This is a genomic window from Rhizobium sp. YJ-22, from assembly GCF_029601685.1.
Lineage (GTDB): Bacteria > Pseudomonadota > Alphaproteobacteria > Rhizobiales > Rhizobiaceae > Metarhizobium.
Genome location: NZ_JARRIR010000008.1, coordinates 240,090 through 263,875 on the forward strand (window position 1 = coordinate 240,090; position 23,786 = coordinate 263,875).

Below are 23,786 nucleotides of genomic sequence, written 5' to 3' on the forward strand. Positions count from 1 at the left end.
CGCTTTAGCATTGTTTTTTGAAAAGTGCATCCGTTTCGGCCATGAATGTTGAAAAGCGATTCTGGGAAATCGGGCAGGGCGGACGCGTGGACAGGCTTTACACGGCAATCGGATTGATGAGCGGCACCTCGATGGACGGCATCGACGTGGCGCTGCTGCGCACGGATGGCGACCGCACGGTCGAGCGCGGCCCCTTCCTCGGCATCCCCTATCCGCCCTCCTTCCGCCAGCGGATGAAACAAGCGCTCGACATCGCCAAGCCGATGACGGACCGCGATGCCCGCCCCGGCGATCTCGCCGACATCGAGCGCGAGCTGACCTTGCGTCATGCGGATGCCGTTACGGAATTCCTCTCGCGCAACGGGCTGACGACCAGCGAGATCGACCTGATCGGTTTTCACGGCCAGACGGTGCTGCACCGGCCGGATCAGGCGCTGACCGTCCAGATCGGCGATGGCCCGCTGCTCGCCGAAAAGACCGGCATCGACGTGGTCTACGACATGCGCGCCGAGGACATGCGCCATGGTGGGCAAGGTGCGCCGCTGGTGCCGGCCTATCATGCGGCGCTGGCCGATGGACTGGTAGAAGCGGGCCAGACCGTCTGTTTCGTCAATATAGGCGGCATTTCCAATCTGACCGCGATCGGCCCGGACGGCGCGATTTTCGCCTATGACAGCGGGCCGGGCAACACGCTGATCGACCAATGGGTCGAGACGCAGGCCGGCATTCCCTTCGACCAGGGCGGTATGATCGCCTCCGAGGGCAGGGTGATCGATGCGCTCGCCGCCCGCTATCTCGACAATTCCTTCTTTACGGCAAGTGTGCGGCGCTCGCTCGACCGCAACGATTTCAGCCCGCCGGAGCCGCATGAGGCGGAGCTTTCGGACGGGGCGCGCACGCTCGCCCACGTCGCCGCCGCCGCAATCCTCAAATCGGCGAGACATCTGCCGGCGAGCCCCAGCCTGTTCGTCATCTGCGGCGGCGGGCGACTCAACCGGACGATCATGGCGGATCTGGCAGACCTTGCCGGCCGGCAGGGCGGCAGGGTCGTCTCGGCGGAAGAGGCGGGGTTCGATGGCGATGCAATGGAGGCTGAGGCCTGGGCCTATCTTGCGGTGCGCTCGCGGCGCGGTCTGCCGCTGACCTTTCCCGGCACCACCGGCGTCAAGGCACCGGTTTCGGGTGGTGTATTCGCCCCGGCAAGGGAGAAACGCACCGCCAGACCTGGGGAAGAAAGCCTGTCACAAGACCTCCATCCGTCATCCTCGGGCTTGTCCCGAGGATCTGCCAATGCCTGATAAGCAGTTGATGTGAATGGCTATTTCTGACGTGCTCAGATCTTCGGGACAAGCCCGAGGATGACGAAAGAAGCGTTTGCGGGCAGTTCGGCGCACCGCCTGACGGCGATGCGCGATATCGGTCTCAGCGGATGCGCTTGGCGGCCGGCTCGGGCGTCAGTTCGCCCGCGAGGCGGCGTTCGAGATAGTCCTCGCATTCGCCCATCAGCGTGTCCACCTGGCCGTTGAAGAAGTGGTTGGCGCCCGACACCACCTTGTGGGTGATGAGAATGCCCTTCTGGGTCTTGAGCTTTTCGACCAGATTGTTGACGTCCTTCTCCGGCGCCACCTTGTCGCTGTCGCCGTTGATGATCAGGCCGGAGGACGGGCAGGGGGCGAGGAAGGAGAAGTCATAGGTATTCGGCTGCGGCGCGACCGAAATGAACCCTTCGATTTCCGGGCGGCGCATCAGAAGCTGCATGCCGATCCAGGCGCCGAAGGAATAACCGGCCACCCAGCAGCTCTTGGAATCGGGATGCAGGCTCTGCACCCAGTCCAATGCCGAGGCGGCATCCGACAATTCGCCGGCGCCATGGTCGAATTCACCCTGGCTGCGGCCGATAGAGCGAAAATTGAACCGCAGTGTCGTAAAACCGCGCTTCTGGAACATGTAGAAGAGCTGGTAGACGATCTGGTTGTTCATCGTGCCGCCGAACTGCGGATGCGGATGAAGGATCAGAGCGATGGGAGCGCTCTTTTCTTTGGACGGCTGGTAGCGGCCTTCGAGGCGGCCGGCGGGGCCGTTGAAAATGACTTCGGGCATCTTTACTCCGGGTTGGCGATCTCTAAGGGCTCAAAAACGCATTCGTCGGCCTGGCCTGACTTGACAAGAACCGTCAAGTTTTCTAAAACACAGTTTAGAACCATTCGAAACTTTGTGTGCTTATCACACGATGTGAAGGTGTCATAAGGCAAGCGGCTCGGGAATTTCAAGAAAAATGAGACCGGGCGAGATGATGGCACCGACGACGGACGATTGAATGACCCATGTGCGCACATATCTGGATTGGAATGCCACGGCGCCGTTGCACCCCGCCGCCCGCGACGCCTTCCTGCGCGCGCTCGACCTGACCGGCAATCCTTCGTCGGTACATGGCGAAGGCCGCGCCGCCAAGGCGGCGATGGAAAACGCCCGCCGCCAGGTCGCAGCCCTGTTCCATGCCGAAGCCAGCCATGTGACCTTCACCAGCGGCGCGACGGAAGCGGCCAATCTGGCGCTGACCCCGGATTTCCGCATGGGCCGCACGCCGCTTGCCATCGGCCATCTCTATGTCTCGGCCATCGAACACCCGGCCGTGCGCGAGGGCGGGCGATTCCCGAAGGACCGGGTCAGCGAAATTCCGGTGACATCGGACGGCATCGTCGATCTCGACGCGCTGTCGGCGGCACTGGCCGCCCATGATGCCGGCGCCGGCCTGCCGATGGTCGCCATCATGCTCGCCAACAACGAGACCGGCATCGTGCAACCGGTCAAGGAAGCCGCGCGCATCGTCCACGCCAAAGGCGGGATCATGGTCGTCGACGCCGTACAGGCCGCCGCGCGCCTCGATATCGATATCGCCGCGCTCGATGCGGATTTCCTGATCGTCTCCTCCCACAAGATCGGCGGCCCGCGCGGCGTCGGCGCGCTCGTCTCGCGCGGCGAAATCCTGATGCCGAAGCCGCTGATCCATGGCGGCGGCCAGGAGAAGGGCCATCGTTCCGGCACGGAGAATCTCGCGGCGATCATCGGCTTCGGCGCGGCGGCCGAGACTGCGCGCAACGACATGACCGAACGCCGCGCCCGCATCGGCGCGCTGCGCGACCGGCTGGAAAGCGGCATGCGCACTGCGGCGGATGATGTCGTCATCCACGGCGCGGGCATCGAGCGCATCTGCAATACCGTCTTCTTCACCCTGCCGGGGCTAAAGGCCGAGACCGGGCAGATCGCCTTCGATCTCGAAGGCGTGGCGCTGTCGGCGGGGGCCGCCTGCTCCTCGGGCAAGGTCGGCGAAAGCCATGTGTTGACCGCCATGGGCCGCGATCCGCGTCTCGGCGCGTTGCGCATCTCGCTGGGGCCGGCAACGACGGAGGCCGATATAGACCACGCGCTCGCGGCCTTCACGAAAATCGCCGGGCGGCGCAAACCGGCTGGACAAGCGGCCTGAAAGCCGGCCAAAAAGTTGCGGAAACACAAGATTCCGCTTGCCAAGAGGTGTGAAAACGCGCCTCTGGCGCCTACATGAGGGCGGACACTTCCGCACGAATTGAAGAAAACGTCGGTCCCTTGATACCGGCGCGAATGGAGAAAAACATGCCTGCTGTACAGGAAACGGTTGAGCAGGTCCGCCAGATCGACGTGGACCAGTACAAATACGGCTTCGAGACCGAAATCGAGGTCGACAAGGCGCCGAAAGGCCTTTCGGAAGACATTATCCGCTTCATTTCCGAAAAGAAGCAGGAGCCCGAATGGATGCTCGAATGGCGCCTGGAGGCCTATCGCCGCTGGCTGACGCTGGAAGAGCCGACCTGGGCGCGCGTCTCCTATCCGAAGATCGATTTCAACGACATCCACTACTATGCCGCGCCGAAGAACGTCACCGGCCCGAAGTCGCTGGACGAGGTCGACCCGGAACTGCTGAAGGTCTATGAAAAGCTCGGCATTCCCTTGCGCGAGCAGGAGATCCTGGCCGGTGTCGAAAGGCCGAAGATCGCGGTCGATGCCGTCTTCGACTCGGTTTCCGTCGTCACCACCTTCAAGGAAGAGCTGAAGAAGGCCGGCGTGATCTTCATGTCGATCTCCGAAGCCATCCGCGAGCATCCGGAACTGGTCAAGAAGTATCTCGGCTCCGTCGTGCCGACGAGCGACAATTATTACGCGACGCTGAACTCGGCGGTCTTCACCGACGGCTCCTTCGTCTACGTGCCCAAGGGCGTGCGTTGCCCGATGGAACTGTCGACCTATTTCCGCATCAACGAGAAGAACACCGGCCAGTTCGAGCGCACGCTGATCATCGCCGACGAGGGTGCCTTCGTTTCCTATCTGGAAGGCTGCACCGCGCCGCAGCGCGACGAGAACCAGCTTCACGCCGCCGTGGTCGAACTCGTTGCCATGGACGATGCCGAAATCAAATACTCGACCGTCCAGAACTGGTATCCCGGCGACAAGCAGGGCAAGGGCGGCATCTACAACTTCGTCACCAAGCGCGGCGATTGCCGCGGCGCCAATTCGAAGATTTCGTGGACGCAGGTGGAAACCGGCTCGGCCATCACCTGGAAATACCCGTCCTGCATCCTGCGCGGCGACAATTCGCGCGGCGAATTCTATTCGATTGCCGTCTCCAACGGTCACCAGCAGATCGACAGCGGCACCAAGATGATCCATCTCGGCAAGAACACGTCGAGCCGCATCATCTCCAAGGGTATCTCCGCCGGCGTGTCGAACAACACCTATCGCGGCCAGGTGTCGATGCACCGCAAGGCGGAAAACGCCCGCAACTTCACCAACTGCGACTCGCTGCTGATCGGCGACACCTGCGGCGCGCACACCGTGCCCTATATCGAGGTGAAGAACTCGACGGCCAAGGTGGAGCACGAGGCGACGACCTCGAAGATCTCCGAGGACCAGAAGTTCTACGCCATGCAGCGCGGCATTCCCGAGGAAGAAGCCATCGCCCTGATCGTCAACGGTTTCGTCCGCGACGTCATCCAGCAACTGCCGATGGAATTCGCCGTCGAAGCGCAGAAGCTGATCAATATCTCGCTGGAAGGCTCGGTGGGCTGATGGAACAGGCCGTTGCACGCAGGATCGATGCCGTTCGCCCGAATCTCGGCGCGTTCGACGACGAGTCCGGCGTGCTGGCCGAAATCGTTCGCCGGCTGGTCGCAGCGCTCGATCCGGCCATGATCTGGCTGTTCGGCAGCCGCGCCCGGCAGGATGCCCGTCCCGACAGCGATTTCGACATTCTCGTCGTCGCCAGGGACGGCGCTGGAGACGGCGCGGATGACTACGATATGGTCTATGCGCCGCTAAAAGGTCTGGCGGTCGGCGTGGATGTCGTTCCCTGCGATCGCGAAACCTATCTGGCGTCGCTGGAATTGCGCACCTCCTTCGTCCGCAGGGTCGTGGACGAGGGGAGATTGCTCTACGAGGCAAGGTCATGAAAGCGGAAGAACTGCGCGCCCGGCGCATTCTCGCCTTTCGCGACCTTGCGGCGCAAGAGCTTGACGCGGCACGGTTGCTGGCGGAAGGACATGGCGCACAGGCCGCCTATTTCCTCCAGCAATCGGTCGAGAAGCTGGCGCGCGGACTGCTGGAAATGCTGGATATCCCCGTGGGTCCGACCCACAACATCCAGCAACTGGCGCGGATGATGGACGGCAGGCCGGAATGGACGGAGCGTTTCGCGGCTCTCGACGAGCTTTCGGTCGCCTCGACGCGGTACCGCTATCCGGGACCGAAGGGCAATATCAGCACCGTCGATCCGAAGCGGTTGGGCGAACTGATCGTGGCGGTCACGGCCCTCCATGAAGAATTTGCGGCGGTCCTGACCGCCTTTACAAGGAAAAATGGGGGCTGACGCCCCGACACTGAAGGATTGGAATTCGTCATGCTTGAGATCAAGAACCTCCATGCCCGCATCGCCGAAGACGGCACCGAGATCATCCGCGGTTTGAACCTGACCGTGAAGCCGGGCGAAGTCGCCGCCATCATGGGACCGAACGGCTCGGGCAAGTCGACGCTGTCCTATATTCTCTCCGGCCGTGACGACTACGAAGTCACCGAGGGCGATATCCTCTACAACGGCGAGAGCATTCTCGACCTCGATCCGGCCGAGCGCGCCGCCAAGGGTATTTTCCTGGCCTTCCAGTATCCGGTGGAAATCCCCGGCGTCGCCACCATGCAGTTCCTGAAGGTGGCGATGAACGAGCAGCGCAAGGCGCGCGGCGAGGACGAGCTGAAGACCCCGGACTTCATGCGCCTGGTCAAGGACGCCGCCGCCAAGCTGCAGATCAACACCGACATGCTGAAGCGTCCGCTCAACGTCGGTTTCTCCGGCGGTGAGAAGAAGCGCGCCGAGATCCTGCAGATGGCGCTCCTGGAGCCGAGCCTGTGCATTCTCGACGAGACGGATTCCGGCCTTGACATCGACGCGCTGAAGATCGTCGCCGACGGCGTCAACGCGCTGAAGTCGCCGGATCGCGCCACGATCGTCATCACCCATTACCAGCGCCTGCTTGACTACATCGTGCCGGACACCGTGCATGTTCTCTACAAGGGCCAGATCATCAAGTCCGGCGACAAGGAACTGGCGCTGGAGCTGGAAGCCAACGGTTACGCCGACATCATCGGGGAAGCAGCCTGATCGGCGGGCGGAAAGGATCCTGTCCATGAACATCCAGACCACCAACCGCCTGACGGCGGCCGAATCCGCTCTGATCGAGGCCTATAACGCCCAACTCGGCGATTTGCCCGGGGATGGCGACGTCCTCGTTGCCCGCGACCGCCTGCTGGACGAGCTGAAAAAGGCCGGCCTGCCGACTCGCCGCATCGAATCCTGGCACTATACCGACCTGCGTAACCTGTTGCGCGCCGTGCCGGCCGCGCAAGCCGCGCCGACGCTCGACCTGCTTGCGCCCATCGTTGCCGGCTCGGACGTGCTGCCGGTTCTGCAGGGCATCGCCTCGGCCGCCCGCGCGCCTGATGGCGTGACGCTGCGCCGCTTCGCCGAAAGCCTGCTCGACGGCAGCGCCGCCGCCAGCCTGACGGCGACCGGCGAGGACGACGCCATCGGCCGCATCAACGGCAGCTTCGTGCGCGACGGTTTCGCGCTTGTCATCGCCGACAATGCCGAGCTGGAACGCCCGCTGGAAATCCAGGCGCAGCATGGGGCAGGGCAGGTGCATACCCGCTTCCCCGTCACCTTCGGCGCCCATTCCAAGGCGACCGTGATCGAGCGCCACGCCTCGGCCTCGGCCGACGGCGCGCTGGTCTCGACCATCAGCGAGCTGACGCTGAACGACGGCGCCGAAATCACCTGGATCGTGCTGCAGCAGCAGGGCGCGGCCGACAGCCATCTCGGCCAGATGCGCATCAATCTCGGCGCCAATGCCAGGCTGCGCCTGTTCGTCATCAATGCCGGCGGCAAGCTGGTGCGCCAGGAGCTGCGCGTCGAAGTGACCGGCGAGGGCGCGGATCTGACGCTGCGCGGCGTCAACCTGCTCGGCGGCGATACCCATACCGACGTGACGCTGGTGCTCGGCCACAACGTGCCGCACACCGCCTCGACGGAAATCATCCGCAACGTCATCTTCGACCGTGCCCGTGGCGTCTTCCAGGGCATGATCCGCGTCGCCCAAGCGGCGCAGAAGACCGATGCGCGCATGGCCTGCAACACGCTGCTGCTTTCCGACGAGGCCGATTTCTCGGTCAAGCCGGAGCTGGAGATCTTTGCCGACGACGTCCTCTGCGGCCACGGCGCCACCGTTGCCGATATCGACCGCAACCACCTCTATTACATGCTGTCGCGCGGTATTCCGCAGAACAAGGCCCGGGCCATGCTGGTCTATGCCTTCGTTGCGGAAATCGTCGAGGAGCTGGAAGACGAGGTACTGGTCGAGGCGCTGGAAAACATCATCTCCGCCTGGCTCGAAAAGCACGCCTGATTGGATTGGGACCATGGACAGACACACAGCGGCCGCCCCTTACGACGTCGAAGCCATCCGGCGGGATTTCCCGATCCTGTCGAAGACGGTCTATGGCAAGCCGCTGGTCTATCTCGATAGCGGCGCCTCGGCCCAGAAGCCGCAGGTCGTCATCGATGCCGTCTCCCATGCCTATTCCGACGAATATGCCAATGTCCATCGCGGCCTGCATTTCCTGTCGAATGCCGCGACGGACGCCTATGAAGGGGCGCGCGAAAAGGTGCGCCGCTTCCTGAATGCCGGTTCGGTGGACGAAATCGTCTTCACCAAATCCTCGACCGAGGCGATCAACACCGTCGCTTACGGTTGGGGCATGCCGAAGATCGGCGAGGGCGACGAGATCGTCGTCACCATCATGGAGCACCATTCCAATATCGTGCCCTGGCATTTCATCCGCGAGCGGCAGGGCGCGAAATTGGTCTGGGTGCCGGTGGACGACGAGGGCGCCTTCCATATCGAGGATTTCGAAAAGAGCCTCACCGAGCGCACCAAACTGGTGGCGATCACCCATATGTCGAATGCGCTGGGGACGGTCGTGCCGGTCAAGGAAGTCTGCCGCATCGCCCATGAGCGCGGCATTCCGGTGCTGGTCGATGGCAGCCAGGGCGCGGTGCATATGCCGGTCGATGTCCGCGACATCGATTGCGACTGGTATGTGATGACCGGCCACAAGCTCTACGGACCCTCCGGCATCGGCGTGCTCTATGGCAAGATGGATCGCCTGAAGGAAATGCGACCCTTCATGGGTGGCGGCGAGATGATCGTCGAGGTCAGCGAAGATGTCGTCACCTATAACGACCCGCCGCATCGTTTCGAGGCCGGCACGCCGCCGATCGTGCAGGCCATCGGCCTCGGCTATGCGCTGGATTACATGGAAAAGATCGGCCGCGCGGCCATCGCCGAGCATGAGGCGGGGCTTGCGGCCTATGCCGCGGAGCGGCTGCGGGCTGTGAACTCGCTGCGCATCATCGGCAATGCGCCGGGCAAGGGAGGCATATTCTCCTTTGAGCTTGCCGGAATCCATGCCCACGACGTGTCTATGGTCATCGACAGGCAGGGCATTGCGGTGCGCGCCGGCACCCATTGCGCCATGCCGCTCTTGAAACGCTTCGGCGTCACCTCCACATGCCGTGCATCGTTCGGCATGTATACGACGCGTGCCGAAATCGATGCGCTGGCGGATGCGCTCGATCATGCGCGCAAGTTCTTTGCCTGAGGAGTAACGCGAATGAGCGTCAACGCAACCGAAGAAAAGATCGATGTTCGCGACGGCATTGTCCAGTCGAGCATCCCGGCCGACGAACTGGCGCGCCTCAGCGACGACATCATCGCCGCGCTGAAGACCGTCTACGACCCGGAAATTCCGGCCGATATCTTCGAACTCGGACTGATCTACAAGATCGACATCGAGGACGACCGCCTGGTCAAGATCGTCATGACGCTGACGGCGCCGGGTTGCCCGGTCGCGGGCGAAATGCCGGGCTGGGTGGAAAACGCCGTCGGCTCCGTCGAGGGTATCTCCGGCGTCGAGGTCTCCATGACCTTCGATCCGCCGTGGACTCCGGACCGCATGTCCGAAGAAGCGCAGGTCGCCGTCGGCTGGTATTGATGCCCTGCCTCTGCCGGGCATCTTGATACCGAGCACCGGGAAGACTAGATTCTGAATCGTGAACCATCAGGCCTTGAACCTGAATGGCGAAGGAGAAACGAGCCATGGCCTTTGCAATCATGACACTGACGGAAGCGGCGGCGGCGCGTGTCAACGCCATTATCGCCAATTCCGGGCCAGAGGCGAAAGGCATTCGCGTCGGCATCAAGAAGGGCGGTTGCGCCGGCATGGAATATACCATCGACCTGGTGACCGAGCCCAATGCCAAGGACGACCTGATCACGCGCGATGGCGCGAGCGTCTGGGTCGAACCCTCCGCCGTGCTTTACCTGCTCGGCACCCAGATGGATTTCGAAACCACGACGCTGCGCTCCGGCTTCACCTTCACCAACCCGAACCAGACCTCGGCCTGCGGCTGCGGCGAATCGGTGGAACTGAAACAGGCCGATCTCGCAGCGCTTGCCGCCCAGCGCGAAATGCAGGGCGCCTGAAACTCCCAGCCGCTACCCGGCGCTGATCCCGTCGACCAGCGCCGCCATGTTCGATGTCGCGCCCTCCGCATCCGCCTGCCGGATGGCGCGGATGACGGCGACATGCAGGGCGATGGACCGATCCATCCGCTCCAGCGATGCCCCGGAAAACCAGATGCGCCGGTAATGCGTCTGCACCGGCGCTAAGGCCGCCGTCAGGAAGGCATTGGGGCAGGCGGCCTCCATGATCTCGTCGAACACCTTGTCGGCCGTCAGGAAGGCGCCGATTTCGCCGCTGACCGCGCAGGCGGTCATCGCCTGCGCGCAGTCGAGCAGCGCCGCGCGTTGGCCGTCATCGGCGTGGCGCGCCGTCAGCGCCGCCGCCTCCGGCTCCAGCTTGCGCCGGATGGTCAGGATATGCTCCCGGTCCCGGAGCCCGATCTCCGCGATCTGCAACCCCACCCGTGGCCGCACGAGGATGAGGCCTTGCCAGGCCAGCTTCTGGATCGCCTCGCGCACCGGCGTGCGCCCGAGCCCGGCAAGATCGATCAACTGCTTTTCAGTAACCAGCGCGCCGGGCGCCAGCTCCAGCGTCACGATCCGCCGCTCCAGCGCGAGATAGGCTAGGTGGCTCTGGGAGGAGGGGGATTCGGTCACGCGCGCTTCCTTCTGATATATCAGAACGTCTCACAACCCGATCCCAAAGGCAAGTTCGGCCTGATATATCAATGCGCAGAGGATATTGATATATCAGGCATCCATTCCATCAACCGTGATGGCTCATTCATGCCGCAGGGCATCGATGGGATTGAGGTGCGCGGCGCGGCGGGCCGGGAAATAGCCGAAAATCATGCCGATGGCGGCGGAGAACAGGAAGGCGACGGCGACGATGGTCGGGCTCGGCACGAAGGGCACATGCAGGAAACCGACCGCCACATAGGCAAGGCCGAGACCGATGGCGATGCCGGCAATGCCGCCGAAGATCGACAGCGTCACCGCCTCGACCAGGAACTGCATCAGCACCTGTCGCTCCAGCGCGCCGATCGCCAGCCGTGTGCCGATCTCGCGGGTGCGCTCGGTGACCGAGACCAGCATGATGTTCATGATGCCGATGCCGCCGACCAGCAGGCTGACCGCGGCGACCGCGCCGAGCAGGCCGGTCAGCAGCGTCGTTGTGCCGGTCATCGCCTGGGTGATCTGCGTCATGTCGTTGACGTTGAAATCGTTCTCGCGGCCCTCGGCTATCTTGCGCCGCTCGCGCAGCAGCCGCTCGACATCGCTTTGTATCTTGGTGGTGGAAACGCCGTCGCGCGCCGACATCATGATCGTCGAAATATCCGTCGTGCCGCCGATGCGGCGCTGGAAGGTTTTCAGCGGCATCAGGATCGTGTCGTCCTGATCGCTGCCCATGCCGGACTGGCCCTTTTTCTCCAGCACGCCGATGACCGTACAGGAGAGCTTGCCGACGCGGATGATCTGGTTTTCGGCGGCAGCGGCGCCGAACAGCTCGCTGCGCACGGTCTCGCCGAGAATGCAGGCCGACTGGCCGCCGCGCTCCTCCGAGGGCAGGAAGGCGCGGCCGCTCGCCAGATCCCAGCTCTGCGCCACCAGATAATCGCTGGTGATGCCGGCGACGCTGGTCGAGTGGTTCTGGCCGCCGGCAATCGCCACCGCCGTCGACTGGTTGATCGGCGCCACCGCCCGCAAGCCGCCGATCTGCGTGCGGATCGCCTCGACGTCGCGCTCGGTAAAACGTTTCGGCTCGGTAGCGCTGCGGCGCGGGCCGAACTGGCCGGGGCGCGCGAACAGCATGTTGGTGCCGAGGCGAGAAAGATCGGCCGTCACCTGCGCCGTCGTGCCGTTGCCGATGGTGACCATGGCAATAACCGCCGCGACGCCGATGACGATGCCGAGCACGGTGAGGAAGGAGCGCAGCGCATTGCGGCTGATGGCGCGCAGCGCCAGGCGCAGGGTTTCAAGGAACATCGGCCCGCTCCCGGTTCGGTTCGTCGGCTTCCAGATGACCGTCGACGAAACGCAGGATGCGTTTCGCATAAGCGGCGATATCCGGCTCGTGGGTGACCATGATGACGGTGATCTTCCGGTCGCGATTGAGCCCGGTGATCAGGTCCATGATCTCGGCGCTGGTGCGCGTATCGAGATTGCCGGTCGGCTCGTCGGCGAGCAGCACCGCCGGCTCGGTGACGATGGCGCGGGCAATGGCGACGCGCTGCTGCTGTCCGCCGGAAAGCTGCTGCGCCGTGTGATGTTCGCGTCCCGCCAGCCCGACGCGCGCCAGCGCCTGGGCCGCGCGCTCACGCCGTTCCTTGCCCGGGATGCCGCGATAGACCAGCGGCAGCTCGACATTTTCCAGCGCCGAGGTGCGGGGCAGCAGGTTGAAGCCCTGGAAGACGAAACCCAGCATATGCCGGCGCAGCAGGGTGAATTGCGTCCGGTCGAAACCGGAGGTCGGGATGCCCTGGAACAGGTATTCGCCTTCGCTCGCCACATCGAGGCAGCCGATGATGTTCATCGCCGTCGATTTGCCAGAGCCGGAAGGGCCCATGATCGCCACGAATTCCCGCTCGCGGATCGTCAGGTCGATGCGGTCGAGGGCGCGCAGCCGCGCCTCGCCGCTGCCGTAGATCTTGGTGACCTTGCGGAATTCGATCAGCGGCGGCTTGGGGCGAGGGGTCGGTTCGGCATTCATCGGCCACCCGCCGTCGCATCGGTGATCAGCTCATCGCCCTCGCTGACACCGCCGGAGACGAGTTCGGTGAACTGGCCGTCGGTGGCGCCGATTTCGATGGCGACCGGCTGCGGCCGACCATTGCGCATTGCCCAGACCGTGCGCTTCGAGCCGGCCTGGGTGGACGCTGGCGAAAACGAACGCATGCGGGGCGGGCGGAACAGGTTGAAGATGCTGCTGCGGCTTTCGCGCGCCGCCGGCGGAGAATAGCGCAGCGCCGCGTTCGGGATCAGCAATTGCCCCTTCAGCGACTTGACGGTGATGTCGGCCGTCGCCGTCATGCCGGGACGCAGCAGCATGTCGTTGTTTTCGACCGTCAGCACCGCCATGTAGGTCACGACATTGGAGATCGTCTCGGACGCATAGCGGATATTGCGGATCTCGGCCGGGAATTTCCGGTTCGGAAAGGCATCGACGGAAAAGCTAGCCGACTGACCAACCGCGACCTGACCGACATCGGCCTCGTCGACATCCACCTGCAATTCCATGCGCCGAAGGTCGCCGGCGATGGTGAACAGAACCGGAGCGGAGAGGGAGGCCGCGACCGTCGCGCCGGGATCGACCGATCGGGTCAGCACGATGCCGTCGATGGGCGAGACGATGCGCGCCTTGGCGAGGTTGACTTCCGCCAGTTTCAAGTCGGCCTTGCTGGCGAGCACGTCGGCTTCGTTGATGTTCTTGGCGGCGGCGGCGGCATCGAACTTGTATTGCGCGGCATCCAGATCCTGTTGCGACGAGACGCGGTTCTGGACGAGAGATTGCAGCCGGTCGAAGCTGTTCCTGGCAGCCTTCATCTCGGCATCCGCCTTCAGTACATTGGCCTCGGAGGAATTGACCTTGGCCTTGGCGCTCTGCACGTCGGCTTCCAGCTTGTTGGTATCGAGCACCGCCAGGATGTCACCCTTCTTGACGGCGCTGTTATAGTCGACATTGACGCTGCGCACCGTGCCCGACAACTCGCTCGATACGTCAACCTTTTCGGTCGGCTCGACAGAGCCGGTAGCCGTCACCAGCACGGTGAGATCGCCGCGCTTGGCCGGTTGCGTGGTATAGACATATTGCGTCTCGCCATGACCGAAATAGAGGTAAGCGCTGACGCCGCCGCAGATCAGGACCACAAGCACGAAAAGCCGCAAAAGCCAGCGCGGCCCGCGACGCCGCTTGCCGGCGCCGGCCAGCACGCTCGCCAGATCGGGCGCCGCCTCGCGGCTGTCCTGCTGCCTGTCTTCCGTCTTGTTCGCCATCCTGACCTTCCTGAAACCTTTTGCCGAGAATCCATATCGATGCGTGTCGTCAAATGTCACATAGGTTGCGCAACAGGAAAGTGAAATCTTGGTAATGCGACTCCGATTTAAATATGGTGAGGGGTGCACCACTAGCCGTTTCCGCAAGCGGCCATGCCACAGGTCCAAGGCCCAGCCGCCGACAACGTACCGATGGGAATTCAAAGGTCCAAGGCGGGCGAGGAGTTCATCCGGCGACCAGGCGTATCACGCGCCTTCGGAAAGTTGCTGCTTCCTTGAACCGCTTCTCGCGGTCAAATCGAATCACATAAGACAGATTATGGAACAATAGTATTAGTGCTGAGAGATCAGCGGATATCCGGCAGCCCGGCGAGTTCCACCTCGAACCGCATCATATCGTAGCCCGGAACGACGTGCTCCGGCGTTTCGCGCATCACCGTGTCATAATCGAGCGGTGTGTGCATATGCGTAAGGATCGCGCGTTTCGGCTGGAAGCGTTCGATCCAGCGCAGCGATTGCTCCAGCGACAGATGGCTGGGATGGAAGGAGTATTGCAGCGTGTCGATGATCAACATGTCGAGGCGGGCGAGTTTGCCGATGCTGTCCTCGGGAAAATCGCTGACGTCGCTGCAATAGGCCACGTCGCCGATGCGGAAGCCGAGCGACAGGATGTCGCCATGCACCTGCAGGTGCGGATGAAACGGAATCGGCCCGCCGTCGCCATCGATGACGATCGGCTCGTCAAGATCCTCTATCAGGTGCGGTTCGACGATCGGCGGATAATTGCTGCCCGGCGGTGTTTCGAGGCAGTAGCCAAAACCCTGGCGGATGCGCTGCATGGTGAACGGATCGGCGTATATCGGCACGCGCCGGCGCTTGCCGATATAGAAGCCGCGCAGGTCATCGATGCCGTGCAGATGGTCCGCATGAGCATGTGTGTAGAGAACGGCATCGACATGGGTAACGCCGGCGGAAATCATCTGCTGGCGAAAATCCGGGCCGGTATCGATGGCGACGACGGTCGAGCCGCCCGGGCCGAACTGCTCGACCAGAAAGGCGGCGCGCATGCGTCGGTTCTTCGGATTGGCGGGATCGCAGGCGCCCCAGTCACCGTTGATGCGCGGCACGCCTGGAGACGAACCGCATCCGAGAAGCGTGAACCGCCGCCGATACGCCGACATCGGTCTAGACCCTCGGCAGCATGGAAAAGATGCGGTAGGTATTTTCGGTGGCGATGCGGCTCATCTCTTCGTAGGAAACCCCGGCGCATTCGGCCAGAACCTCGGCGGTGTTCACCACATAGGACGGCTCGTTGCGCTTGCCGCGCCATTTCTTCGGCGCCAGATAGGGCGCGTCGGTCTCGACCAGCAACCGGTCATGAGGGATCGTTTTGGCGATCTCGCGCAGTTCCTCAGACTTGGGGAAGGTGAGGATGCCGGAAAAGGAGACGTAGCCGCCAAGCGCGACGCCGATCCGCGCCAACTCAGGCCCGGCGGAGAAGCAATGCAGGATGAAGGGGAAGGCCCCCTTCCCCGTTTCCTCGGTCAGGATCGCCGCCATGTCCTCATCGGCGCTGCGGCTGTGGATCACCAGCGGCAGGCCGGTCTGGCGCGCCGCTGCGATATGCTGCAAAAGCCCGGTCTTCTGGTCCTCGGGCTTCTGCGTGTCGTAGAAATAATCCAGACCCGCCTCGCCGATCGCCACAACCTTCGGATGCTGCGACAATCGGATCAGGTCGTCGGCGGTGATGTCCAGCTCCTCGTCGGCATTGTTGGGATGCGTGCCGACAGAACAGAAAACGGAATCGTAGCGCTCGGCGATATCGAGCAGCGTCTGCAATTTGCGCACCCGCGTCGAGATCGTGACGATCTGGCGCACGCCGGCGGCGTGGGCGCGGGCGATGATCTCGTCGCGCTCCTCGGCGAAATCCGGAAAATCCAGATGGCAATGGCTATCGATCAACATGGGCAGGCGCTCGATCAGGCTGTCGCTTCCGGCGCGACATAGCGCGGGAAGACGGGTTTGGGCGCTTCCAACGGCGTGCCGGAAACGAGGCGGCCCGCCTCCCCCAGCGCCGCGAAATCGCGTTTATCGGCCGGTGCGGCCACCAGATCGAGCAGCTTTTCCGCCGAGGCCGGCATGAAGGGCTGCAAGAGGATGGCGATTTGGCGCACGACTTCCGCCGTGACATAGAGCACCGTGCCCATGCGCACCGGATCGGTCTTCTTCAGCGCCCACGGCTCCTGGCCGGCGAAATAGCGGTCGGTCTCGGAAACGACGGCGATGATCGAGGCCAGCGCCCGGTGGATGAGCTGCTTGCCCATATCCTCGCGCGCCGAGGCCAGCAGCCCGTCGACGGAAGCGAGCATGGCGGCATCCGCCTCGTTCAGTTCTCCGCATTCAGGGATCTTGCCGTCGCAATTCTTGACGATCATCGATAGCGAGCGGCTGGCGAGATTGCCGATGCCATTGGCGAGATCGGAATTGATGCGCGTGCCGATCGCCTCTTCGCTGTAGCTGCCATCCTGGCCGAAGGAGACTTCGCGCAGGAAGAAGAAGCGCACCGGATCGAGGCCGAAATGATTGACGAGGTTGACCGGGTCGACGACGTTGCCGAGCGACTTCGACATCTTCTCGCCCTTGTTGAGCAGGAAGCCATGGGCGAAGACGCGCTTGGGCAGCGGCAGGCCCGCCGACATCAGGAAGACCGGCCAGTAAACAGCGTGGAACCGGATGATGTCCTTGCCGATGATATGCACATCCGCCGGCCAGTATTTGGCGCGCGGGCCTTTCGGATCTTCGAGATAGCCTGTGGCGGTGAGATAGTTCGTCAGCGCATCGACCCAGACGTACATGACATGGCGCGGATCGTTAGGCACCTTGATGCCCCAGTCGAAGGTCGTGCGCGACACCGACAGATCCTTGAGGCCGGACTTGACGAAGGAGATCACCTCGTTGCGGCGCTCGGCCGGACCGATGAAATCGGGATTGTCCTCGTAATGCTTCAGCAGCTTGTCCTGATATTGCGAGAGGCGGAAGAAATAGCTCTCCTCCTCTACCCATTCGACAGGCGTGCCCTGCGGTCCATAGCGCACGCCGTCGGCGCGCAGCTCGGTCTCGTCTTCCTGGTAATAAGCTTCGTCACGCACCGAATACCAGCCGGCATAGCTGTCCTTGTAGATGTCGCCATTGTCGGCCATCCGGTTCCAGATATTCTGCGAGGTGACGTGGTGGCGCGGCTCTGTCGTGCGGATGAAATCGTCGTTTGAGGCATTGAGCATGACCGCCATCGCCTGGAACTCGGCCGAGTTGCGATCAGCCAGTTCCTGCGCCGAAATGCCTTCGTTGCGCGCCGTCTGCTGCATCTTCTGGCCATGCTCGTCGGTGCCTGTCAGAAAGAAGACGTCGCGGCCGTCGAGACGCTGGAAACGCGCCATGGCATCGGTGGCGATCAGCTCGTAGGCATGGCCGATATGCGGCTTGCCGTTCGGATAGGAAATCGCTGTCGTGATGTAGAAGGGCGTCTTGGTCGTCATGATCGGGCTTCTTGGCTGTTTTATCTTTTCACCGCTGCTCTTAACCCATGTCCGGCGCAAGCGAAACAACAAGTTTCGGTGAAGGCCTCAGGCCGTCATGTCCTCAAGGATCGACAGCACCGTCTGCTTGCGGTCGAGATTGTAGCCGAGCGAGATGGCGACACGTTCGCCGAGGTTGGCCGACAGGCGGGCGAGGCGGTCGGCGGTGTTCAGGTCGCCGGCAAGAGCTGCTGCCCTCGCCCGGTCGGTGATGTGCTCGCCGATATGGGAGAGGAAAAAGGCGTAGATCGTCTCGCTGTCGCGGCCGGACAGCACGTCCGCCAGCTTGTGCATCGCCTTGCGCGCCGCGGGCCCACGCGCCGAAAGCACGTCGTCGAAGGCGGCGATGATGTCCATGCCGCCGTAGTTGACGAGTTTCAGCGCCTGCGAGACGCTGCCCCGCGCCGAGGCGATCAGTTTCTCGGTGGCTTCGAGGCCGAGATGGGTAAGCGCCGCCCGCATCGCGGCATCATCCAGCGCTTCCAGTTTCAGCGGCAGGCAGCGGGAGCGAATCGTCGGCAGGAGTTTGCCGGGCGCATGCGAAAGCACCAGGAACAGCGAGCGCTTCGGCGGCTCCTCCAGAATCTTCAGGATGGCATTCGCGGCACTACGATTGAGATCGTCGGCGGGATCGACGATGACGATGCGCCAGTTGCCGGTGCCGGAGGTCTGGGCAAAAAACTTGCCGGCCCGACGCACCTCGTCCACGGTGATCGCCTGCTTCACCCGGCCCGTCTTCTCATCGACCGGCCGCGTCAGGTGCAAGAGATTGTGCGAGGCGCCGGAGGCGATCTGACGGCTGACCGGCGAGGCCGGATCGGGATCGGCAATCGTTTCCGGCGCCGTTGCCGGATCAGGATGGCCAAGGATATGGTTGGCGAAACGGAAGGCGAGCGTCGCCTTTCCGATGCCCTCCGGCCCCTCGATCAGGATGGCGTGATGCACCTTGCCGGAACGATAGGCATGGGCCAGGAAAGCTTCGGCATCCGCATGGCCGAAAAGGCGGGTGTTTTCGGACGGCGCGATGGCGCCGTCGAGCAGGCCGGGGGTGATGTCGGTCATTGCGCGGCTTCCGTCTCCGCATGGCGATCGGCCGGAACGCGCTCCAAGAGCGGCTCGACGCAATCGAGGATTTGCGCGGCGATGTCCTCCTGCGCTTGCAGGGCATCGATCACGACGCAACGCTCCGGCTCGGCGGCGGCGATATCGAGAAAGGCCTCGCGGCGCTTCTCATGAGTTTCGGTCTTTTCGCGCTCGAAACGATCTGGCGCGATCGATTGCCCCTCGCCCCGTCCCTTGGCGCGGGCAAGCCCGAACTCGGCGGGGATATCGAGAATGACGGTGCGATCCGGCACGGTGCCGTCGATCGCCACGCGCACCAGCGCCTCGATGAAATCGGCATCGAGATTGCCGGTGACGCCCTGGTAGACGCGCGAGGAATCCATGAAGCGGTCGCAGAGCACGATCATGCCCTTGGCGAGCGCCGGGCGAATGACTTCCTCGACGTGATCGGCACGCGCCGCGGCAAACAGGATGGCCTCCATGCGCGTGCCGAATTCTTCCGCGGCGCCGGAGAGCAGCACATGGCGCACAGCCTCGGCGCCGGGCGAGCCACCGGGTTCGCGGGTCACCAGAACCTCATGACCGCGCCGCCGCAGCGCCTCGGCGAGAAGGCGAATCTGGGTCGATTTCCCGGCCCCCTCGCCGCCTTCGAATGTCACGAATAGTCCGGATGTTTCCGTCAAAGCCAACGTCCCGAATGCTTTCGATCACAAGATCGCAACGACCTGTTTACCGCAACTCAAAAGGCGGTGAAACCGCATCGCAGCCAATTCATCGAGGATATATATGGGGCATGTCGAAATTATAGCCAGAAGAACATCAGTTCCATGGCCGCATCCAAGGCGCGGCTGGCCAGCGACCCGCGCTCGACCGCTTCGACCGTATACAGCGGCACTTCGCGCAGCACCTTCTCGCCGACGGAGATTTTCAGCGAGCCGACCTGCCTGTCGGCCTCGATCGGCGCTACGAGCGGCCAGCGATAGACGATGCGCGCCGCCAATCGTTCGGGATTGTTGGTCGGCAGGAAGACGTCGACCGGAACCTTTGCCGCGAGATCGACGCTGGAGCGCGCACCGCCATAGACGCTGATCGCACCGATGACTTCACCCTGCTTGAACAATGTACGGCTGGCAAACGAGGTCATCGCCCAATCCACCACCCGGCGCGATTCCTCAAAACGTTCCTTGTCGCTCTGCAGCCCGCCCATAGCGAGGAAGATGCGCTTGCCGTCGCGCATCGCCGACAGCACCACCGAAAAGCCCTCGCCATCGGCAAAGCCGGTCGCCAGCCCGTCAACGCCGATATTGGCGGTCACCAGCGGGTTCTTGTTGCGCTGCTTGATCCTGTTCCACTCATATTCCGGCTGGGCGTAATAACGGTAATAGTCGGGATATTCGACCTGCAGATGCTGCGCCAGCGTCACCAGATCGCGCATGCTGGTGCGGTTGCCGGGATCCGGCAGGCCGGTGGGATTGGAGAACCTGCTCATGGTCAGGCCGAGTTCTTCGGCCCGCTTGGTCATCCGTTGCGCAAAGGCGGCCTCCGAGCCATTCATGCCTTCGGCAAGAATAATGCAGGCATCGTTGGCGAGCTGCACCGTCACGCCCTGCACGAGGTCGAGCACCGGCACGCTGGATTTCAGCGCCGCGAACATGGTCGAGGTGCGCGAGGGCGCGCCGCCGGTGCGCCAAGCATGTTCTGAAACCGGATAGGCGGTCGTCGGCGTAATCTCGCCCTTCTTCAGGGCATCGAAGACAACCTCCATGGTCATCAGCTTGGCGAGCGAGGCGGGCGAGACCGGCTCGTTCTCATCCTTGGAGATCAGCACCGTGCCGGTCGACGCCTCGATCATGTAGATCTGCTTGGCTTTGGTTTCGAAGCCGGCAGGCGTCACCGACGCCGCAAACGCCGTCCAGGCTGGAAACAGACTGAAAACCAGAACCTGAACAATACGCCGCATCCGTTTTTCCCGTCCTCGCATCCTGTTCCGATTTAGAACATGCCGGGCCGGGTGCCAAGCATCGGCGGCGCGCTTTGCTGTTAACGGGAGGCCGATACGCCCTGCCGCCGCTCAACGGATTTCAGGATCGACTCACGGGTCAGGCCATCATTGCGGGTCATGACCGCATCGAAGGCAAGCTCGACGGTCACGGTCGGTTCCTCCGCATAGGCCGCGGCATAGGAAGAGCCGACCTTGAAGTTATATTGTGGTCGCTCCATCGGCAGCGGACCGATATCCGGCAACATGACTGTCGCCTGGTCAAAGGCAGCGAAGGCAGCAGGCTTCGCGGTCGGGGCCGCTGCCTGCGGCTCGTAGGAACCGCTCGGCGTGTCGCCGGCAAGGCTCGTCTGGATTGCGCTGCCGCCGGCATCGTCCATGCCGCGCACCTGGTCGCGCATCGACTGGTTGGACGCGACCATGACGCCGGTGGCGATCTGTCCTTCCGGCGCAAAGCGCGGCAGGCGCGCCCCCTTGGGCACATAGGACGCCATCAGATAAGGCATGTCATGGCCGTCCATACGGGCCCGGCCGACATATTGCACACGCACCTTGCCGGTGCCGCTGTGCTTGAGGTCGAGCATGTCGGCGGTCTTGCTCGACACGTCGATCAGGCGGCCGGGATGGAACGGGCCGCGATCGTTGACGCGCACGATGATCGAGGAGCCGTTCTCGACATTGGTGACGCGGGCATAGCTCGGCAGCGGGAACGTCGGATGGGCGGCGGAGAGATGATCGAGATCGTAAACCTCGCCGTTCGCCGTCAGGCGGCCATGGAAGGCCGAGCCGTACCAGGAGGCAACGCCGACCTTGTTGTAGCTGAAATCTTCCTTGGGCACATAGGTCTTGCCCTTGACCACATAGGGGTCGCCAACCATGTAGCGACCACCCCCCTTGGGGATGTTCTTGCCGTAGGCGACGCGCGGGCTCGCCTTGACGCCGTATTCCTTCTCGGAAAAATATTCCTTGCTGCGCGGCTTCGCCTTTTTCGGCGCGACGGACGTGGTGCCACAAGAAGCGACGCCGAAACACATCATCGAAACCGTCAGAACCCGCCAGCCCAACGAAATCTTTGCCGCACCCAAGGTTATTTTCATCTGTCCCAACCGCTACGCAATACTCGAACCGCCGGCAAGCCCCTCATCGACCGCCGCGCTTCCTCGTGTCATCCGTCATTTAACACGCCTCTAAGAAGGACACGAACCATGGCGAAATTGCGTGGGAAATGCGGCGCACGAAAGCTAAACTTTTCGACATAGTTAATGAAAATTGAAGCAAACGGCTCCACGATTTTCATGCAATGTATCGGGATTTCACGATAAGCCATTGAAAAACAAAAACCCCGCCGGTTGGGCGGGGTTCATGAATTTCAGCTTCGCGCGAGCAGGGCTCCCGCGCCTTGGCCGCGCCGATTACTCGGCGCTGTCGTCGGCGGCCTTCTTCTTGGAAGCGGCCTTCTTCTTCGGAGCGGCCTCTTCACCTTCGCCCTCGGCTTCAGCTTCGGCCTTGGCGGCCTTCTTCTTGGGCGCAGCCTTCTTGGCAGCCGGCTTGTCTTCGCCGTCTTCCTCGTCATCAGCCATCAGCTCTTCCTTGCTGACGACCTTGTCGGTGACGTCGATCTGGCCGAGCAGATGATCGACGACCTTCTCTTCGAACAGCGGGGCGCGCAGCGAGGCGGCCGCACCCGGGGTGTTGCGGAAGAATTCGATGATCTGCTTTTCCTGGCCCGGGAACTGGCGAAGCTGCTCGAACAGGGCGCGCTGCATCTCGTCTTCACTGACGGTCACGCCAGCCTTCTCGCCGATTTCGGAGAGAACGAGGCCGAGGCGAACGCGGCGCTCTGCCAGCGTGCGGTATTCCTCACGGGCCTTCTCTTCCGTCGTGCCTTCGTCTTCGAAGGTCTTGCCGGACTGATCGAGATCGGTGCTGATCTGGCGCCAGATGTTTTCGAACTCGGCGTCGACGAGGCGCGACGGGGTTTCGAACTTGTAGAGACCATCGAGCTGGTCGAGGATCTGGCGCTTGACCTTCTGGCGGGTGAAGGAGCTGAACTGGCCTTCGATCTGGCCGCGAACGACTTCCTTCAGCTTGTCGGCCGATTCGAGGCCGAGCTTGCTCGCCAGTTCGTCATTGATCTCGACGGCGCCGGGAGCAGCGATTTCCTTGACCTTGATGTCGAAGGTGGCGTCCTTGCCGGCAAGGTTCGCAGCCGGGTAATCGGCCGGGAAGGTGACGGTGATGACCTTCTCGTCACCGGCCTTCAGGCCGACGATCTGCTCTTCGAAGCCGGGGATGAAGCGGCCCGAGCCAAGAACCAGCTGGGCGTCTTCGTCCTTGCCGCCGTCGAAGGGCTCGCCGTCGAGCTTGCCGAGGTAGTCGATGGTGGCGCGGTCGCCGTTTTCGGCAGCGCCGTCCTTGGTCTCGTAGGAGCGGGCGCTTTCGGCGATCTTGAGGATCTGCTCGTTGACTTCGTCTTCGGAGACTTCGACGACTTCGCGGGTCACCTTGATGCCGTCGGTCGACTTCAGCTCGATCGCCGGGATGATTTCGTAGGAAACGGTGAATTCCAGGTCGGCTTCGCCGGCGAGGATCTTTTCAGCCTCGTCCTGGTCCTCGGTCATGGCGATTTCCGGCTGGGTCGCCGACTTTTCGCCGCGTTCGGACAGGATGGCGGTCGGCTGCTCGCGCACGAGCTCGTTGACAACCTCGGCCATGATCGACTTGCCGTACATCTTCTTGAGATGCGCGAACGGCACCTTGCCCGGACGGAAGCCGTTGATCTTGATCTTGTCCTTGGCGTCGGCCAGGCGCTCGTTCATGCGAGCCTGCATGTCGGTGGCCGGAACCACCACCTTGATTTCGCGCTTCAGCCCTTCAGCGAGCGTTTCGATAACCTGCATCTTCTTACCTTTTATTTCAGGGCGGCCGTGCTCAGACAGCCGTTGGTTTCAATGAGCACGACGCCGGAATTCAGTCTTCCCGGGCGCGGCACCTAAGCAATCCACTGGCATTCCGACGAACAAAACGGCGCGGCCGGTCCACCTCCGAACCAGCCGA

23 protein-coding genes are annotated in these 23,786 nt (G+C 62.9%); 10 read left to right on the top strand and 13 right to left on the bottom strand.

Translation table 11 applies throughout. From position 1 onward, the window contains the following. Positions 1-86: 86 nt before the first annotated feature. Positions 87-1,298 carry an anhydro-N-acetylmuramic acid kinase gene (locus tag P7F60_RS19620; RefSeq protein WP_277919372.1) on the top strand — a complete coding sequence of 404 codons (1,212 nt, stop codon included), beginning with the start codon at positions 87-89 and terminating at the stop codon, positions 1,296-1,298. A gap of 124 nt (positions 1,299-1,422) precedes the next feature. Here P7F60_RS19620 and P7F60_RS19625 read toward each other — a convergent pair whose 3' ends face one another. After that, positions 1,423-2,100, bottom strand: coding sequence for an alpha/beta hydrolase (locus P7F60_RS19625; protein ID WP_277919373.1), 678 nt, complete (start codon positions 2,098-2,100; stop codon positions 1,423-1,425). Positions 2,101-2,317: 217 nt separating this feature from the next. Between P7F60_RS19625 and P7F60_RS19630 the strand changes: the two genes are divergently transcribed. The 9 genes from P7F60_RS19630 to sufA all read left to right on the top strand — a co-directional run bounded on the left by P7F60_RS19630 (position 2,318) and on the right by sufA (position 10,121). After that, a complete protein-coding gene (locus tag P7F60_RS19630) occupies positions 2,318-3,484 on the top strand; it encodes a cysteine desulfurase family protein (protein WP_277919374.1) in 1,167 nt (388 codons plus the stop codon). 146 nt (positions 3,485-3,630) lie between these two features. Beyond that, positions 3,631-5,100: a Fe-S cluster assembly protein SufB gene (gene sufB, locus P7F60_RS19635; protein ID WP_277919375.1), complete on the top strand. Its 1,470-nt coding sequence runs from the start codon at positions 3,631-3,633 to the stop codon at positions 5,098-5,100. Continuing rightward, entirely contained in the window at positions 5,100-5,480 is a 381-nt protein-coding gene (locus P7F60_RS19640; protein ID WP_277919376.1) for a nucleotidyltransferase domain-containing protein, read from the top strand. The genes sufB and P7F60_RS19640 overlap by 1 nt, the downstream gene beginning before the upstream one ends. Beyond that, on the top strand, positions 5,477-5,896 hold the full coding sequence (locus tag P7F60_RS19645; protein WP_277919377.1) for a HEPN domain-containing protein: 420 nt from the start codon (positions 5,477-5,479) through the stop codon (positions 5,894-5,896). The genes P7F60_RS19640 and P7F60_RS19645 overlap by 4 nt, the downstream gene beginning before the upstream one ends. Before the next feature lie 30 nt (positions 5,897-5,926). Continuing rightward, the gene (sufC, locus tag P7F60_RS19650) at positions 5,927-6,682 is read left to right on the top strand and encodes a Fe-S cluster assembly ATPase SufC (protein WP_277919378.1); all 756 of its coding nucleotides are present in this window, start codon (positions 5,927-5,929) and stop codon (positions 6,680-6,682) included. A 25-nt stretch (positions 6,683-6,707) separates the two neighbouring features. After that, entirely contained in the window at positions 6,708-7,982 is a 1,275-nt protein-coding gene (sufD, locus tag P7F60_RS19655; protein WP_277919379.1) for a Fe-S cluster assembly protein SufD, read from the top strand. A 13-nt stretch (positions 7,983-7,995) separates the two neighbouring features. Next, positions 7,996-9,237, top strand: coding sequence for a cysteine desulfurase (locus P7F60_RS19660; RefSeq protein WP_277919380.1), 1,242 nt, complete (start codon positions 7,996-7,998; stop codon positions 9,235-9,237). Between the two features lie 12 nt (positions 9,238-9,249). Then, positions 9,250-9,630 (top strand): SUF system Fe-S cluster assembly protein, encoded by a 381-nt coding sequence (locus P7F60_RS19665; protein WP_277919381.1) that lies wholly within the window; start codon positions 9,250-9,252, stop codon positions 9,628-9,630. 104 nt (positions 9,631-9,734) lie between these two features. Then, positions 9,735-10,121 carry a Fe-S cluster assembly scaffold SufA gene (gene sufA, locus P7F60_RS19670; RefSeq protein WP_277919382.1) on the top strand — a complete coding sequence of 129 codons (387 nt, stop codon included), beginning with the start codon at positions 9,735-9,737 and terminating at the stop codon, positions 10,119-10,121. A 12-nt stretch (positions 10,122-10,133) separates the two neighbouring features. On the opposite strand, the gene P7F60_RS19675 is transcribed toward sufA, so the two are convergent. From P7F60_RS19675 to tig, 12 genes are all read right to left on the bottom strand, one after another. After that, positions 10,134-10,757, bottom strand: coding sequence for a GntR family transcriptional regulator (locus P7F60_RS19675; RefSeq protein ID WP_277919383.1), 624 nt, complete (start codon positions 10,755-10,757; stop codon positions 10,134-10,136). A gap of 123 nt (positions 10,758-10,880) precedes the next feature. After that, on the bottom strand, positions 10,881-12,086 hold the full coding sequence (locus tag P7F60_RS19680; RefSeq protein ID WP_277919384.1) for an ABC transporter permease: 1,206 nt from the start codon (positions 12,084-12,086) through the stop codon (positions 10,881-10,883). Next, positions 12,076-12,810 carry an ABC transporter ATP-binding protein gene (locus tag P7F60_RS19685; protein ID WP_277919385.1) on the bottom strand — a complete coding sequence of 245 codons (735 nt, stop codon included), beginning with the start codon at positions 12,808-12,810 and terminating at the stop codon, positions 12,076-12,078. The genes P7F60_RS19680 and P7F60_RS19685 overlap by 11 nt, the downstream gene beginning before the upstream one ends. Beyond that, positions 12,807-14,093, bottom strand: a complete 1,287-nt coding sequence (locus P7F60_RS19690; RefSeq protein WP_277919386.1) for an efflux RND transporter periplasmic adaptor subunit — start codon at positions 14,091-14,093, stop codon at positions 12,807-12,809. Before P7F60_RS19690 ends, P7F60_RS19685 begins: the two co-directional genes overlap by 4 nt. 347 nt (positions 14,094-14,440) lie before the next feature. Next, on the bottom strand, positions 14,441-15,274 hold the full coding sequence (locus tag P7F60_RS19695) for an MBL fold metallo-hydrolase (RefSeq protein ID WP_277919387.1): 834 nt from the start codon (positions 15,272-15,274) through the stop codon (positions 14,441-14,443). A 4-nt stretch (positions 15,275-15,278) separates the two neighbouring features. Next, the gene (locus P7F60_RS19700) at positions 15,279-16,058 is read right to left on the bottom strand and encodes a TatD family hydrolase (RefSeq protein WP_277919388.1); all 780 of its coding nucleotides are present in this window, start codon (positions 16,056-16,058) and stop codon (positions 15,279-15,281) included. Between the two features lie 14 nt (positions 16,059-16,072). Next, positions 16,073-17,629 (bottom strand): methionine--tRNA ligase, encoded by a 1,557-nt coding sequence (metG, locus tag P7F60_RS19705; RefSeq protein WP_277919389.1) that lies wholly within the window; start codon positions 17,627-17,629, stop codon positions 16,073-16,075. 87 nt (positions 17,630-17,716) lie between these two features. Further along, a complete protein-coding gene (locus P7F60_RS19710; RefSeq protein ID WP_277919390.1) occupies positions 17,717-18,730 on the bottom strand; it encodes a DNA polymerase III subunit delta' in 1,014 nt (337 codons plus the stop codon). Next, complete coding sequence (gene tmk, locus P7F60_RS19715; RefSeq protein WP_277919391.1) at positions 18,727-19,413, bottom strand: dTMP kinase; 687 nt, start codon at positions 19,411-19,413, stop codon at positions 18,727-18,729. The genes P7F60_RS19710 and tmk overlap by 4 nt, the downstream gene beginning before the upstream one ends. Before the next feature lie 119 nt (positions 19,414-19,532). After that, positions 19,533-20,690, bottom strand: coding sequence for a D-alanyl-D-alanine carboxypeptidase family protein (locus P7F60_RS19720; protein WP_277919392.1), 1,158 nt, complete (start codon positions 20,688-20,690; stop codon positions 19,533-19,535). Between the two features lie 80 nt (positions 20,691-20,770). After that, entirely contained in the window at positions 20,771-21,826 is a 1,056-nt protein-coding gene (locus tag P7F60_RS19725; protein ID WP_277919393.1) for a septal ring lytic transglycosylase RlpA family protein, read from the bottom strand. Between the two features lie 315 nt (positions 21,827-22,141). After that, positions 22,142-23,629 (bottom strand): trigger factor, encoded by a 1,488-nt coding sequence (gene tig, locus P7F60_RS19730; RefSeq protein WP_277919395.1) that lies wholly within the window; start codon positions 23,627-23,629, stop codon positions 22,142-22,144. Positions 23,630-23,786 lie beyond the last annotated feature (157 nt).

Excerpts from the sequence above, each read along its gene's own strand:
- P7F60_RS19625 (WP_277919373.1), bottom strand. The coding sequence starts at position 2,100 with ATGCCCGAAGTCATTTTCAACGGCCCCGCCGGCCGCCTCGAAGGCCGC.
- P7F60_RS19630 (WP_277919374.1), top strand. The coding sequence starts at position 2,318 with ATGACCCATGTGCGCACATATCTGGATTGGAATGCCACGGCGCCGTTG.
- sufB (WP_277919375.1), top strand. The coding sequence starts at position 3,631 with ATGCCTGCTGTACAGGAAACGGTTGAGCAGGTCCGCCAGATCGACGTG.
- P7F60_RS19640 (WP_277919376.1), top strand. The coding sequence starts at position 5,100 with ATGGAACAGGCCGTTGCACGCAGGATCGATGCCGTTCGCCCGAATCTC.
- P7F60_RS19645 (WP_277919377.1), top strand. The coding sequence starts at position 5,477 with ATGAAAGCGGAAGAACTGCGCGCCCGGCGCATTCTCGCCTTTCGCGAC.
- sufC (WP_277919378.1), top strand. The coding sequence starts at position 5,927 with ATGCTTGAGATCAAGAACCTCCATGCCCGCATCGCCGAAGACGGCACC.
- sufD (WP_277919379.1), top strand. The coding sequence starts at position 6,708 with ATGAACATCCAGACCACCAACCGCCTGACGGCGGCCGAATCCGCTCTG.
- P7F60_RS19660 (WP_277919380.1), top strand. The coding sequence starts at position 7,996 with ATGGACAGACACACAGCGGCCGCCCCTTACGACGTCGAAGCCATCCGG.
- P7F60_RS19665 (WP_277919381.1), top strand. The coding sequence starts at position 9,250 with ATGAGCGTCAACGCAACCGAAGAAAAGATCGATGTTCGCGACGGCATT.
- sufA (WP_277919382.1), top strand. The coding sequence starts at position 9,735 with ATGGCCTTTGCAATCATGACACTGACGGAAGCGGCGGCGGCGCGTGTC.
- P7F60_RS19680 (WP_277919384.1), bottom strand. The coding sequence starts at position 12,086 with ATGTTCCTTGAAACCCTGCGCCTGGCGCTGCGCGCCATCAGCCGCAAT.
- P7F60_RS19685 (WP_277919385.1), bottom strand. The coding sequence starts at position 12,810 with ATGAATGCCGAACCGACCCCTCGCCCCAAGCCGCCGCTGATCGAATTC.
- P7F60_RS19690 (WP_277919386.1), bottom strand. The coding sequence starts at position 14,093 with ATGGCGAACAAGACGGAAGACAGGCAGCAGGACAGCCGCGAGGCGGCG.
- P7F60_RS19695 (WP_277919387.1), bottom strand. The coding sequence starts at position 15,274 with ATGTCGGCGTATCGGCGGCGGTTCACGCTTCTCGGATGCGGTTCGTCT.
- P7F60_RS19700 (WP_277919388.1), bottom strand. The coding sequence starts at position 16,058 with ATGTTGATCGATAGCCATTGCCATCTGGATTTTCCGGATTTCGCCGAG.
- metG (WP_277919389.1), bottom strand. The coding sequence starts at position 17,629 with ATGACGACCAAGACGCCCTTCTACATCACGACAGCGATTTCCTATCCG.
- P7F60_RS19710 (WP_277919390.1), bottom strand. The coding sequence starts at position 18,730 with ATGACCGACATCACCCCCGGCCTGCTCGACGGCGCCATCGCGCCGTCC.
- P7F60_RS19720 (WP_277919392.1), bottom strand. The coding sequence starts at position 20,690 with ATGCGGCGTATTGTTCAGGTTCTGGTTTTCAGTCTGTTTCCAGCCTGG.
- P7F60_RS19725 (WP_277919393.1), bottom strand. The coding sequence starts at position 21,826 with ATGAAAATAACCTTGGGTGCGGCAAAGATTTCGTTGGGCTGGCGGGTT.
- tig (WP_277919395.1), bottom strand. The coding sequence starts at position 23,629 with ATGCAGGTTATCGAAACGCTCGCTGAAGGGCTGAAGCGCGAAATCAAG.